The organism is Tychonema sp. LEGE 06208, assembly GCF_015207505.1.
In the GTDB taxonomy this organism is placed as follows: domain Bacteria; phylum Cyanobacteriota; class Cyanobacteriia; order Cyanobacteriales; family Microcoleaceae; genus Microcoleus.
Window position 1 is genome coordinate 1 of the sequence record NZ_JADEWT010000157.1, and the last position, 12,823, is coordinate 12,823.

The following is a 12,823-nucleotide window of genomic DNA, read 5'->3' on the forward strand; positions in this document are numbered from 1 at the left end:
GGGTTGGGGGGGTAATATCTAGCGCTACTTTATGAAATTGGTATTAACCGATTTTCTTTGACAGAATCTGCACGCAAGTAGTCGGGAATCACGCTTAAGCCAAATCCCAATGCTGCGGCTTGTCTAATTGCTCTTAAATATCGATTTCCGATCGGGAAATTATCTGTGTTTATGTGCCTAGCACCTGCGGTTGAGCTATAAATCAAAGATATATGCAATGCAAATCGATTCGGTTAACCGCAATAAAATACCCTCTTTCGAGAACATTCCCGTCAATTCTTCGTCTTTGATTTTAATATACAAATTCGCGCAATCTGTTTGTAGTGATGGCTTGAGTTGTCTTGAAAATTACAGGACTAAAGTTCTAACGCTTGAATCAACTGTATTTAACTAGGAGTTTTGATAGCGGATTCCGCTATACATCTAAATATTTGCCGCCCAATAAAACATCAAAATTAACTGACCAATTGTTCGGATTCTTACAATAGTTAAATGAAGAAGTTATTAAGGCATCATGTTATCAAACAGAGAACAGGGTATGGAACTAAATTTACAGAAATTTTATAAAGCTTGCAATCCCAGCTACACCTTGGCAGTAGCAAATACAGAAGACCGACAATACTATATCGATTTCTCTTCAGTGCGGGGCGGCACAATCGTAGAACAATTGGAGCGTACCATCAGCCGTCTATCCCCGGACGTGCCTACCTGTCAATTATTCACCGGTCACATCGGCTCTGGTAAATCAACAGAATTGCTGCGGCTGCAAGCACAATTGCAGCAGCAAGGATTTCATGTTGTTTATTTTGAGTCTAGTAAAGACTTAGACATGGCTGATGTGGATATTACTGACATTTTGCTGAGCGTTGCCCGTCAGGTGAGCGAAAGCATTGAAAAAATGCAAATTAAGCTGCAACCAACGGGTTTTAAAGCTTTGCTGAAAGGGGTTGCTGATGTTTTTCAAACTCAAATAGATTTGAGGGCTGAAGCTAATATCCCTGGTTTTGGGGAAATAAATGCTAGCACTGAGGGAGAATTTTCTCTGGCGCTGGGAATTGGCAAAATTACGGCTAAGGCGAAAGATGCTCCGAATTTGCGATCGGAGTTGCGGCAATATTTGGAGCCGCGAACTAATGTAATTTTAGAAGCACTGAATAAGGAGTTGCTCGAACCGGCCAATCAAGAACTGAAACGCCAAGGGAAACAGGGACTTGTGGTAATTATCGACAATCTCGATCGCATACATCTGTGCGCGAAACCGACGGGGCGCTTGCAGCCGGAATATCTGTTTGTCGATCGCGGGGAACAGTTGGCAAGACTAAATTGCCACATCGTGTATACAATTCCTTTGGTGCTGATTTTCTCTAACGATTTGGGCCAGTTGACCAATCGCTTTGGGGTAGATCCGAAGGTTTTGCCGATGGTGCCGGTGCAGTTGAGCGACGGTTCTGAGTGCTCTGAGGGTGTGGAATTGCTGCGACAGATGGTTCTGGCGCGGGCTTTTCCGACGGTGGAACCATCTGGGCGCTATGCTTTGGTTGACAAAATTTTCGATTCTGCTGAAACTCTCGATCGCCTGTGTCGAGTTAGCGGGGGCCATGTCCGCAATTTGTTGCAACTTTTGTATAGCTGTCTGCAAAAACAAGACCCTCCTCTGTCGCGGGAAACTTTGGAAAATGTGATTGTCCAGCGCCGCCACCAGCTTACTTTGGCGATCGAAGCTGATGAGTGGAATTTACTGCGCCAAGTATCCGCTACCAAAACTGTCAACGGAGAAACTAAATACCAAATTTTGTTACGCAGTCTCTGGGTGTTTGAATACCGTTACGGCGAGGATTACTGGTTTGATGTCAATCCGATTTTGGCGGATGCAAAGGAGTTTCGCGAAACTGAAGATGTGGCGAAACAGCTTTGATTTGTCAAATACTCACAACGCTAATTAATTAGCTCTATTGTCCGCTGCAAGTTTTCCTAAATGCTTTGCACTGTATTTAATAAGAACAATGTGTGCCGTTGCTGAATCAAGGTTTGATATACTCCCCGCCCGCTTATGTGCGGGGATTCTTGACACTTCATTTGTCGATCGACAGTTTTTTTTAAGTATTATTACTGATTGACAAATGCAGCCAGTGTCTTAACTTATCAGGAATGACCGGAAAAGGGATCTCGCACGGCTAAACCAGAGGCCGCTCCAAAGCGTGGGTGCGATCTGTCAATTCATGCTTACTCGGTATCGCACCTGACAAATAACCTCTCGTTTTACCCAGAGCACTCGGAGGGCTACGGGTGAAGTTTTGCCGTGGCCGGTAACGTATGTTGCACCGAGAAAACTTGCTAGTCCGTTCCAACCGAGTTGCGAGCTGCGACTCAAATTGCATAGAAGTAAAAAAATCTGTGCGTTTAACTACTTTTTTACGAATTGTTATGGTATGTTAACTTTAGTAGAGGCTGGCTCAAACAATTTAAAACGCCCGGTTATCAAATAACGTTTATGGTTGACCCTAAAAAAATCCTGCTGCAATGGGAAAGATATTGGTTTAAAATCCTTGGTAGATGGCAATCCTGTGCATTGACCTGCCCAATAGAAAGACCTCATCACCGACATATTGTTTGGAGTTGGATTGGCAGTTTTTTGGCAATTACTGCAACGTCCTATCTTGCTGTAAAAACTAATTCTCCTTTACTAATGGCTCCGTTTGGCGCTACAAGCGTTCTAATCTTTGGTGTGCCTGACAGCCCCTTGGCTCAACCCCGGAATGTGATTGGGGGCAATTTCTTAGCTGCTTTAGTCAGTTTAATAATTCTGCATTTTTTCGGTTCTTCTCCCTTTGCGATGGGGATAGCAGTTTCTAGTGCGATCGGCATTATGCAGATGACCGGCACTCTACATCCGCCTTCGGGAGCAGTTGCGTTAGTCGTCATGATGACCAAACCAGACTGGCAATTTTTGCTAACACCTGCTTTTGAAGGATCGATGATCTTGGTCTTGTGCGCCGTGATATTTAATAATTTAGCGGAAGAAAGGACGTATCCCAATCACTGGCTATAGCAGGGTCTCTGATTAGTTCAAGTTATAAGTGCGATCGCAATTTCATATATAATTTCGGGGCGGGTGACAAAGATATTTAGGAAATATACTGTTAGGGGGGTTGCAGCACGCAACCCTTTTCTATCGAAGTGGCATTTATTTGGAGTTAATGTTATTAACTGTTGCGCCTCTTCAAAATATTTTCGTCGCGATATCTGGGTGTGAAAATTCTCCCGTGCTCAAAAAAATATTCAGCACCACAATGGCAAGTGTGTGAGTGCCGATAGATTGCGGGATTGCGAATATACTATTGATTTTGGGGACATAATTTTTGCCCTAGGGATGAAGAGGTTATTATTAAGTAAGGGTTTTGATCGTCCATCGATGGCGAGAAAAAATTGACGATACTAGACTCAAGAGATATCGAAAAAAATTACAGGAAAGATTAACCGAAATTTTAAATTTAGCGCCCGAATATAAGGGTGATATCTGGTTACGAAAAGCCTAGGGTTGGCTGATTGACAATGTAGTTATATTTCTGGAAGATGCGACAATTCCACCCACGAATAATCAGAGTGCGCTGGCGATTCGGATGAGTGTAATATTTGGTCGCGTGGCTAAGGGCTTCGGTTCCGAATGAATCCGGGATGGGGAAAGCAGCGGTGCGTTCAGTTGTCAATACTGGCAAAGGTTTGGCTTGAACTGCCGATCGCTCTATTCAACCAGCGCTCCCTACTAATGGCTCCCTTTTTTTCCTGGTTGAGCAATTACCAAAAAATGTATAATAGCGCTATCAAAATTATTCTTGATTCTTCTTTTCTGCTTCCATCAAAAGCCATCGGTTAAATCGGTTAAAACAATCGGTTGCCGAACTTCCTTCCACATCAAACTACTATGATTCAAGGCACTACTAAACTGCTCGGAGTAATCGGTCATCCCGTCACACATTCTCTGTCGCCGGCGATGCACAATGCTGCTATTGCTCACTTGGGAGTCGATTTTGTTTATCTCCCATTTCCGGTAAAACCAGAGGATTTAAAGGCTGCGCTTGCAGGATTTGCGGCGATCGACCTTCGGGGATTTAGCATCACGATTCCGCACAAACAAGCCATCTTACCGCTGCTGTCGGAAGTTTCGCCGATCGCCCGGGCGATCGGCGCAGTCAATACCGTCTACCGAACTGACAAAGGCTGGTGCGGCACAAATACTGACGTAGAAGGCTTTCTCGCGCCACTGCAACCCCTCCCAAACTCTCCTTACGAAGGGGGGGCTAAAGACGTGATTTCTCCCTTAGAAAACGACGATACGGCTGTTGAATCCAGTCCCCCCCCTTACGAAGGGGGGGCTAGGGGGGGTTCCGATTGGAGTCAGAAAGTAGCGGTAATTTTGGGGAATGGCGGGGCGGCGAGGGCTGTTGTGGCTGGATGCGCTCAATTGGGATGTGCCGAGATTCACGTTGTCGGCCGCAGCGCCCAAAATTTAGCGGAATTTCAGCAGAGTTGGGTAAATTCTCCGATGCCGGTGCAAAATTTGCAGGTGCATACTTGGGATAATTTGTCAATGTTGATTTCGCAGGCGGATTTGCTGGTGAATACGACTCCTGTGGGGATGCACCCGCACGGGGAAAAGTCGCCGGTTTCTGCTGCTGCGCTCGATCGAATTTCTGCCGGTGCGATCGCCTACGATCTAATTTACACCCCGAATCCTACTCAGTTTCTCAAAGATGCACAGCAAAGAGGGGCGCTAGCTATTGACGGACTCGAAATGCTCGTTCAACAAGGAGCAGCCGCCTTGAAAATTTGGCTGGACACAGAATCAGTCCCAGTCGATGTGATGCGCCAAGCATTGCGGCAGCATTTAGGCTTAGACTGATGCTATTTGTCTGGCGGTAGGGAAACCGCGCAGTGCTGTTTCCCTAAAGATGTTGAAAATTAGATCGTGAATTCGCGCTAAGCTGGGAATTAAAATATACGCTAAGCTGCAATTTATGAAATTTCGAGCTATCAGTCTTTTTTTTGCTACTTGCGCGATCGCAATTTTTAGTTTGGTATACACTCCGCCCGCTTGGGCTCTGACACAGATCAAACTTTCAGATCTTTCTTATCGCGAATGTCCGGCCGAAATGGCAGAAGGAACAGTCACTAGCGGCAGTTCTATGGAAGCTAACTGCTTTTTGATTATAGGGAAAGCGGAAAATAGTAGCGGCAAACCTGTTGTCAATGCCGATATTTTCGGCCGCATTTATGATGCAGATGAAAATCCGGTGATGCAAAACCGAACTCGCTTGGGTTCCATCGCAGAAGTTCCTCCCGGAGTTAGCGATTTTCAGATCAGAATTTCGGTGTCCAGCAATCAGCGAACACCTTTGAAGCTCAAGCAATTTAAGGCTACAGGTTTTACTGGCGTGGTTCGCCGCTAACAAAACTATTTGAGCTTTTGGGTTGGCTACCCTGAAATTGCGATGCAGTTTTCGATTTTGGCTTGTAGATTTTAGATTGTTGAGTGGCTGGCAATTTCTCATTTCTAATGTGCGATCAACTCCCCAGCTTTTCAACCGGGGAGTTCATTTAAGAATGTCAAATCTAAAATTTAGTTGCCTGCAGCTACGTCTGCCAAACAATTTACGCTTGCTGCTTAACAAATTAAGCTTTTTTAACTACAAGGCTGTTTGCAAGCTGGTTAAAAGACCGATCAAGAATTCCGAGCCAAACTGAAGTAAAAAGAATGCAATCAGCGGCGAAAAGTCAATCCCTCCTAGGGGTGGAATAATCGATCGGAACAGATTTAGGTAAGGATCTGTAAGCTGACTCAAAATCGAAAACGGGGGATCGTACCAATTGATGTTGGGGAACCAGCTTAAGAGCACCCTAGCAATCATTAGGAATGTATAGATTTGCAGAAATGTGGACAGCGTGGTTGCCAAAAGACCTATGGAATAACTCATATATTCTGGTGGAAGTTTGAGTAAAGTTTACAGACGCTTCAATTTTAAGCTTAGCATAGCTGGGGGAGCGGGCGAGGGTGGGAGCATCCCGATTTGGTAAAAATGTTGTTTGGGAATACGATTTTCCGGCTCTCTTGTGTTTGTCTCTGGCTTCGTGCTGTGCAAGCGAAACACTCCGGCGTGAAAGTCGATCGCCCGGATGCAACTGGCATACTAATCTAAAATTTTAAATTGATTCAGGAGTCTCGGGCGATCGAACCCTCGCTGCTGTGCGCTGGCCCATTCCCGTTGACATCGCCTAGTTGCAGCCGCACGTCATCGATGGTCTGATTTAGCTGGGCAATTTTATCTTCCAAACTTAGCCTTGCTACTTCCATCCCTTCGGCTTCGAGTTGGCTGGCTTTTTTCTGGCGGATCTTTCTTACCTCTGCTTCTGAAGGTTCACTCAGCAAAGCTTCCGCAGCGCGCCGCGACAGCAAAGCGCCGAAAAATGCGCCCACCAAGCCACCAACTGCGGCTCCGGCAATGAATCCCCCTGTAAAACCTTCTCGATTGCTCATGGCTCAACTCAACTGCGCGATATTTCCGTAATTTATTTATTTTGACACTATCGGCTGGAGAAACTGGCAGACGATCGTTCAATTTTAGATTTTAGATGGAGATAGCGATCGGGCAAAGGAGCTGGAGGGACAAAACCCAAAGGAACATCAACTCGGTTAATTACCGGGTAAGGCGAGAATTCCCACTTCGGAGTTGAAGCGGATCATTTCCAAAGAGCGATCGCCATAAAGGTCTTCAATGTGCTCCTTGCAGCACTCGATCGCGAAATCGTTCAACTGGGCCGGCTCAATCCCGTACATCTCCTCAAACACCTCAGAGTCTACCCGACAAAAGCGCGGTCGATCGGCATATATTCCGCATTCTCGCGTATTCCTGTCAAAATTGACACACCAACCGTCATCTCCGACCAAGCCCAAATATAGCTCTAATTCCTCAGCAGACAAATACTCGTCTAAGTCAGGGCGCTCTGTTGGTTCTAGGTAACAACAAGCACCGCATTGTTTTACGCAACGCCAATTCGCCATAGTTCGATTTTAGATTTTAGATTTTAGATTTTAGATTTTAGATTCTTCGACTCGCTTCGGCTACGCCAGCGGACAAGTCGCGATCGTACAAGTTTTAGAGTTTAGATACTGCGACGGAGCCCTACAAGTTTGAGATTTTAGATTGGGCCCGCTAGCGGGAAAATCGGAAACCCCAGAATATTTCAGCTTTTGGTAGTATATCAAGTGCCAGCGCCGGAGGCGGGAAAGTCCCGGCTTCGGATGCGTACAAAATCCTAGTTTACTCGCTCGCTCGTTCATTAGTTCCTGTCGGATTCTCTTCCCCTATCGAGCAATAGAGGAGTTTTTGACCGGAATGCGCGATCGCTGGGAGGTCGATCGTTCTTTACATTTTGTTGAATTTTGTAAACTTCCTTAAAAAATAGGGACAATAGCCCGGTAAAATCAGAAGCGGATTTTCTAATTGAACAATCTAGACTTAATAACTACAGTCAGGAGGACACATGGACTTTATAACCGATCTTTTCAGCGGCCTCGACGGTGTAAACTACCAACTCATTGTTCAAGTAGCTTTACTCGCAGCAGTCGTGCTTTCGGGCCCGATCGTGATTTTTCTATTGGCCGCTAAAGGCGGCGATCTGTAATTATAGCATATTCCAGGTTGATAAAGTACAGTAGCAGCCTTAATTGTATGATACATAATTTGTAGGGTGCGGATCTGCCAGATGTTGAATGAAACTTGTAGATTGTCGAGAGATCCGCACCTTACCTACTACCAGGTTGTGTGTACCGCACATACATGGAATATGCTGTATAACACGCTAGACAGCGATCGAGAGTTGGGAGTTTTGAGTTATTAAATTATTCAAAATTCAAAACGCTCGATCGCCAATTTTCCCAGCAACACGAGCTTTCTTATCAAATACCCAGGGCGTGTTTAGCAGTTTGAATCAAATTCTCAAAAAAAGGTAAAGATACATCGACTTCTCTAGCATCGAGGCGGGAGTTGCCCAACAAACCGATGTTTTGTCCCGGTGCTACAGCCAAAACTTGCCCTTGAGAGTTGCGAATTCTCAACTCCTCTTGAGAACCGGCGGGAGACAGACTGCAAGAATAAGTGCGATCGCAATAATCAAACTCAACTTTTCCAAACACCTGCCGCCTCGAACTTGCAGCACTAGCAGGCAAGCGGACACCCAACAATTCTAACTCAACCGATGTCTTGCCCTTAAAACTATTTTCCCGCAATCGGTAAGCAATATCAACCCGCCGAGGCAAAGGAAAATATTCCCCCCAACGCCAAGCAATCCCCTTCACACTAGCCGAGCCTTTTTCATCTTGAGTTGCAGTTAGTTTAACGTGGCCTCCTTCACCCACAATTTTCTGTTCAGTGATGCAAACATTAGCCGTCCAAAATACAGGAGCCTTATTTTCAATTCCGCAAGGTTCCAAAGCATCAATTTGTCGGTAAAGATCGAGATTAATCTCAGCCAAATCCGCTCGCACATCTACAGAAACCAGCGGCTTGAGGTGTTCTGGCTGCAAACATTGATTGGCAAAAACTGACAGTTGATGGCGAAATTGTTCGAGATTCTGGGCCGGCATAGAAAAACCGCCAGCCGCTTTATGTCCGCCAAATTTAGTTAACAAATCAGCGCAAAAATTCAGCCCGTCAAATACATTAAATTCAGGAATTCCCCTCGCCGAGCCCCGGATAATATTACCCTTTTCGCCACCCTCATCCTCAAAAGTACCGATAAAAACGGGTACGCCGTAACGTTCCAGCAACCGAGAAGCCACAATCCCGATCACCCCGTGGTGCCAACCGGGTTGCACCACAACTAACACCCGTTCCTGCTGCAAATCTATCGCACTTTTCTCGCACCAAGCAATCGCTTCCTGCTCAATTTCCTGGCACAACTCCTGCCGGCGCTGATTGATTTGTTCGCACTGTATCGCGTTTTTGAGTGCCAATTCGCGATCGTCCGTCGTCAGCAACTCGATCGCAATTTGAGGGTCAGCCAGCCGCCCCACAGCATTAATCCGCGGCCCCAGCCGAAAACCAATATCTTCAGGCTTTAACGTATTATTAGCTTGACTTTTTGAATTAAAAAGAGGTAAAGTTTCCGCACTTGGCACCTGTACTCCCGCCACCTGAATCAAAGCTTGAACCCCCGCCAATTGCGAGTGAGGCAGCAGTCGCAAACCCCGCTTTACCCAGCGGCGATTAACCCCAGTCAAAGGAGCTAAATCCGCAATAGTTCCCAAAGTAAATAACTCCAGCAGCGGATTTACCAACCCACCAACTTTATTCAAATCTTGAGCTAAAGTAATCGCCAAAACATAGGCAACACCTACCCCAGCCAAGCCGCGATAAGGCGAAGATTCCGCAATTAATTTCGGGTTGAGAATAGCATCCGCCGGCGGTAGTTTTGGCGGCAAATCGTGGTGGTCTGTAATAATAACTTTAACACCGAGTTCTCTGGCTCTGGCAACGGGCCCATAGGCTGCAATCCCGTTGTCAACTGTCAGAATCAGAGCGACACCTTCAGCGTGAAATTCTTCTACAATGCGATCGTTAATCCCGTAACCTTCTCGCATCCGGCTGGGAATAGCATAATCCACCTTCGCCCCCAGAGCCCTGAGAGCTCGCAGCAACAAAGCCGTGCTCGTCATCCCGTCAGCATCGTAATCGCCGCAAATCGCAATTTTCTGCCCTCCCGAAATCGCCTCCCGCAACAATTTGACACTCGCAGCCAAATCGGGAAACTCATCCATTGGCGCGGGCAAAACCAGAGATTCCGGTTCGATAAACCCTTGCACTTCTTCAACAGAATCGATACCTCGGTTAATCAGTACCTGTGCTAGCAAAGACGACAAACCGATTTCTGCGGCAAACTGTTCGGCTTGCTGCGGTTGAGGCGCATAAATTTGCCACCGTTGGTTGGGCAATCGGGGAGAATTCGGGGGCAAAGATGTCGGTAGCTCTTGCACGGAAGCTGAGATATTAAAGATACACAACCAATCTTACCTAATTAAGTGCATCAGTCAATCAATTTGACATTGGCGATCGATCCTAAAGATGAGTTTTTTCGGTAAAATCCAAAGGTTGTTTGTAGGAAAGCTTTTTTCGGAAGCTCTCACCGCACCCCAACAGGGATACCAGCGCCCTATAGAAGTTGTGAAAAGCCCCAATTTTAGACCAAAGTTCCAACCCCCAGATTGCATCTGCCCTTGTCAATCGCCAATCGAAAATAGACTATGGGCGCAGACGAGTGATTTAATTTTATGAGGAGAATTGCATGAATGTCGATCGACCGTCTTGGTTTAAAATTGCATTACAGCTTCGCGGCTCTGTCATTCTCTCAATTTTGCCCCGGGTTTTACTGTGCGGCGGCTTTGGAATTTTTATTTCCCTGCTGCACTTTTTGAAATGGCCGGTTTCCTTGCCCATTTTATCTAGTATTGTACCGAGTATTGTGCTGGGTTTACTGTTAGTTTTTCGGACAAACACAGCCTACGAGCGATTTTGGGAAGGTCGGAAAATGTGGGGAACCTTAGTCAACAACGTCCGCAATTTAGCGCGCCAAATCTGGGTAGCAATTGAGGAAAAAGACCCGCAGGATAACACCACCAAAAAGTCAGCCCTGCGCCTGTTGCCTGCCTTTGCAGTATCGATGAAATTGCATTTGCGCCAAGAATCAATAAATTCAGAATTGGAGCCGTTGATGTCCCCATCGCAGTATCAAAAGCTCAAGTTGATGAACAATCCGCCGCTAGAAATTGCCTTTTGGATTGAGGATTATTTGCACAATCAGTACGAGCGAAATTGCCTCGATGTATATCAGTTAACTGCTATGAAGGAGTTGCTCAGCTCTATGATTAATGTATTAGGTGGCTGCGAGCGGATTTTGAAGACACCTATCCCTTTGGCTTACACAATTCACCTGAAGCAGCTATTGTTGATTTACTGTTTGGCACTACCCTTTCAAATGGTGAAGGACTTGACTTGGGGAACCGGCCCTGTTGTGGCTTTAATTAGTTTTACTTTGTTCGGCATCGAAGAAATCGGCATTGAGATAGAAAATCCCTTCGGTCACGATGACAATGATTTGCCTTTGGACAATATTTGTGCTGCCATGCAGCGCAATATGGACGATTTAATTTCTTTATCTCCTAGCGTTCACCAACAGGTGAAAGATAAGTAGAGTCATTAGTCATTAGTCATTAGTCATTAGTCATTAGTCATTAGTCATTAGTCATTAGTCATTAGTCATTAGTCATTAGTCATTAGTTGTTAGTTGTTAGTTGTTAGTTGTTATTTGTTAGTTGGTAGGGGCGGTGGATGGTGCGTGCCCGCCCTCAGTTGTTAGTTGTTGGTTGTTAGTTGTTAGTAACTGTAGGGTGCGTCGCTATTGAAAATTACTGAAAAAAATCGATAATTGAGCGAGCGACGTACCTGAGCAACGAGTGAACTGTAGGGGCGAATTCACCAATAATCCTGATAGTGCAGACAGATTCAATAAACCCGCCCCCGCCCCACCAGCAAACCCTTTACTAAAATTAATTTCTAACAATCAACCGCATCAACCCAGCTAAAACTAACAATAAAGGTGTCAGCCAATCTCCCCAGCGCACGTACAGAGTCCGAGTTTTTCGCCGATAAATAGTAGCATCTCGGACTTCGTAGGTATTGAGTCGAGATTTCCAAATCGTCTCGCCGTGAGGATTTACAAAAGCAGAGTACCCCGTATTAGTTGCGATAACGGCCCATCTATCTGTTTCAATTGCACGCATCACATCGAGGGCGTGATGTTGGGCCAGCATCGGCGGTTTGTAATGGGCATTGTTGGAAGCTGTAATCATAAATTCGCCTCCCTGTGCTGCTTGATATCGGAAATTTTCAGCAAAGGCGGAATCGTAACAAATTCCGACGATGGCGCGGCCAAAGGGCGTATCAAATAATTGTTTTGAGTTTCCTGGTACTAAACGAGCATCTAAGGGTGACAGCCGATTTATAATCCCGCCTAAGATTTCGTAAAAAGGGATGTATTCGCCTAAAGGTACTAGCTTTAGTTTATCGTAGCGGCCGACAATTGCTCCAGTGCGATCGATCGCCAATAAGCTATTAGTGAGACCGTTTTCTTCTTGTCCAAATCCTCCAACCCAAGCCACTAAACCGCGTTCGAGAATAGCTTGATAAAAGGAAAGAGTGGAACGCTGATACTCGTTTGTCCAGATAAAAGGCAAAGCTGTTTCTGGAATTAACACAGCATCGACTTTTCTGTCTGCTAACTCTTTGTATCCCGCGGTGTAACCTTCCAAAGCGCGCCGCCACCCGTCTGAGTCAAACTTAATTGCGTTAGGAATGTTTCCTTGAATAATCCCAATTTTTAATGATGTTCCGGCTTCTTGAATTAAGGGGCGATTGTACAAACTCCAGCCGACAATATGCAAAACTAAAAACAAACCCGCAGGCAAAATATAAGCAACCCAATTCTTCCGTCTTCCTTCTCCCTTCTTCTTTCTTCCCTCCTCCTTCCTCCCATCCGTTACATCCCGTACATTGCTCGTTGCCGAACTTCCGACTTCCCTCGGACTTCTTCCTTCAATAAAAGCTTCGGCAATTAAGCCATTTACTGCTACAATGGCGGCTGTTACTGCAGCGGGGCCGGAGAGTTGACCGAGGTGCAATATTGGTAAATTGTGCGGACTTTGGGTGTATGATAGTGATGTCCACCACAGCGAACCTGTGCTCCAAATACTTTCTAAGGCACACCACAAAGC

13 protein-coding genes are annotated in these 12,823 nt (G+C 45.7%); 6 read left to right on the plus strand and 7 right to left on the minus strand.

Annotated features, from left to right (window positions below):
- Positions 1-538: 538 nt before the first annotated feature.
- Together IQ263_RS26080 and IQ263_RS26085 are read left to right on the plus strand one after the other, a co-directional pair.
- Positions 539-1,915, plus strand: a complete 1,377-nt coding sequence (locus tag IQ263_RS26080) for a P-loop NTPase fold protein (RefSeq protein ID WP_194070989.1) — start codon at positions 539-541, stop codon at positions 1,913-1,915.
- 576 nt (positions 1,916-2,491) lie between these two features.
- Positions 2,492-3,049 carry an HPP family protein gene (locus IQ263_RS26085; protein WP_194070990.1) on the plus strand — a complete coding sequence of 186 codons (558 nt, stop codon included), beginning with the start codon at positions 2,492-2,494 and terminating at the stop codon, positions 3,047-3,049.
- A 472-nt stretch (positions 3,050-3,521) separates the two neighbouring features.
- On the opposite strand, the gene IQ263_RS26090 is transcribed toward IQ263_RS26085, so the two are convergent.
- Positions 3,522-3,707, minus strand: coding sequence for a hypothetical protein (locus tag IQ263_RS26090; protein WP_194070991.1), 186 nt, complete (start codon positions 3,705-3,707; stop codon positions 3,522-3,524).
- Positions 3,708-3,922: 215 nt separating this feature from the next.
- Here IQ263_RS26090 and IQ263_RS26095 point away from each other — a divergent pair, with 215 nt between their 5' ends.
- Both IQ263_RS26095 and IQ263_RS26100 read left to right on the plus strand, forming a co-directional pair.
- Positions 3,923-4,900, plus strand: coding sequence for a shikimate dehydrogenase (locus IQ263_RS26095; protein ID WP_194070992.1), 978 nt, complete (start codon positions 3,923-3,925; stop codon positions 4,898-4,900).
- A gap of 115 nt (positions 4,901-5,015) precedes the next feature.
- Positions 5,016-5,447, plus strand: coding sequence for a hypothetical protein (locus IQ263_RS26100; RefSeq protein ID WP_194070993.1), 432 nt, complete (start codon positions 5,016-5,018; stop codon positions 5,445-5,447).
- 237 nt (positions 5,448-5,684) lie between these two features.
- Here the strand turns inward: IQ263_RS26100 and IQ263_RS26105 are convergent, their stop codons facing one another.
- From IQ263_RS26105 to IQ263_RS26120, 4 genes are all read right to left on the minus strand, one after another.
- Positions 5,685-5,972 carry a YggT family protein gene (locus IQ263_RS26105; RefSeq protein WP_194012794.1) on the minus strand — a complete coding sequence of 96 codons (288 nt, stop codon included), beginning with the start codon at positions 5,970-5,972 and terminating at the stop codon, positions 5,685-5,687.
- Between the two features lie 236 nt (positions 5,973-6,208).
- Positions 6,209-6,532, minus strand: coding sequence for a ssl2009 family thylakoid membrane protein (locus tag IQ263_RS26110; protein WP_194070994.1), 324 nt, complete (start codon positions 6,530-6,532; stop codon positions 6,209-6,211).
- A gap of 156 nt (positions 6,533-6,688) precedes the next feature.
- Positions 6,689-7,057 carry a YkgJ family cysteine cluster protein gene (locus IQ263_RS26115; protein ID WP_194070995.1) on the minus strand — a complete coding sequence of 123 codons (369 nt, stop codon included), beginning with the start codon at positions 7,055-7,057 and terminating at the stop codon, positions 6,689-6,691.
- A 60-nt stretch (positions 7,058-7,117) separates the two neighbouring features.
- Positions 7,118-7,336, minus strand: coding sequence for a hypothetical protein (locus tag IQ263_RS26120; protein WP_194070996.1), 219 nt, complete (start codon positions 7,334-7,336; stop codon positions 7,118-7,120).
- Positions 7,337-7,539: 203 nt separating this feature from the next.
- On the opposite strand from IQ263_RS26120, the gene psb30 reads away from it, so the two are divergent.
- Positions 7,540-7,680, plus strand: coding sequence for a photosystem II reaction center protein Ycf12/Psb30 (gene psb30 / locus IQ263_RS26125; RefSeq protein WP_106149210.1), 141 nt, complete (start codon positions 7,540-7,542; stop codon positions 7,678-7,680).
- 274 nt (positions 7,681-7,954) lie between these two features.
- Here the strand turns inward: psb30 and recJ are convergent, their stop codons facing one another.
- Positions 7,955-10,030, minus strand: a complete 2,076-nt coding sequence (recJ, locus tag IQ263_RS26130; protein WP_194070997.1) for a single-stranded-DNA-specific exonuclease RecJ — start codon at positions 10,028-10,030, stop codon at positions 7,955-7,957.
- A gap of 308 nt (positions 10,031-10,338) precedes the next feature.
- On the opposite strand from recJ, the gene IQ263_RS26135 reads away from it, so the two are divergent.
- Entirely contained in the window at positions 10,339-11,244 is a 906-nt protein-coding gene (locus IQ263_RS26135) for a bestrophin family protein (RefSeq protein ID WP_194070998.1), read from the plus strand.
- A 355-nt stretch (positions 11,245-11,599) separates the two neighbouring features.
- Here IQ263_RS26135 and lnt read toward each other — a convergent pair.
- On the minus strand, positions 11,600-12,823 hold a 1,224-nt coding region (lnt, locus tag IQ263_RS26140), incomplete at its 5' end, for an apolipoprotein N-acyltransferase (RefSeq protein ID WP_194070999.1).

Bases quoted from the DNA above. Each gene is read 5' to 3' on its own strand.
- IQ263_RS26135 (WP_194070998.1), top strand. From the start codon at position 10,339: ATGAATGTCGATCGACCGTCTTGGTTTAAAATTGCATTACAGCTTCGC.
- IQ263_RS26095 (WP_194070992.1), top strand. From the start codon at position 3,923: ATGATTCAAGGCACTACTAAACTGCTCGGAGTAATCGGTCATCCCGTC.
- IQ263_RS26120 (WP_194070996.1), bottom strand. From the start codon at position 7,336: ATGAACGAGCGAGCGAGTAAACTAGGATTTTGTACGCATCCGAAGCCG.
- psb30 (WP_106149210.1), top strand. From the start codon at position 7,540: ATGGACTTTATAACCGATCTTTTCAGCGGCCTCGACGGTGTAAACTAC.
- IQ263_RS26100 (WP_194070993.1), top strand. From the start codon at position 5,016: ATGAAATTTCGAGCTATCAGTCTTTTTTTTGCTACTTGCGCGATCGCA.
- IQ263_RS26110 (WP_194070994.1), bottom strand. From the start codon at position 6,532: ATGAGCAATCGAGAAGGTTTTACAGGGGGATTCATTGCCGGAGCCGCA.
- IQ263_RS26115 (WP_194070995.1), bottom strand. From the start codon at position 7,057: ATGGCGAATTGGCGTTGCGTAAAACAATGCGGTGCTTGTTGTTACCTA.
- IQ263_RS26105 (WP_194012794.1), bottom strand. From the start codon at position 5,972: ATGAGTTATTCCATAGGTCTTTTGGCAACCACGCTGTCCACATTTCTG.
- IQ263_RS26085 (WP_194070990.1), top strand. From the start codon at position 2,492: ATGGTTGACCCTAAAAAAATCCTGCTGCAATGGGAAAGATATTGGTTT.
- IQ263_RS26080 (WP_194070989.1), top strand. From the start codon at position 539: ATGGAACTAAATTTACAGAAATTTTATAAAGCTTGCAATCCCAGCTAC.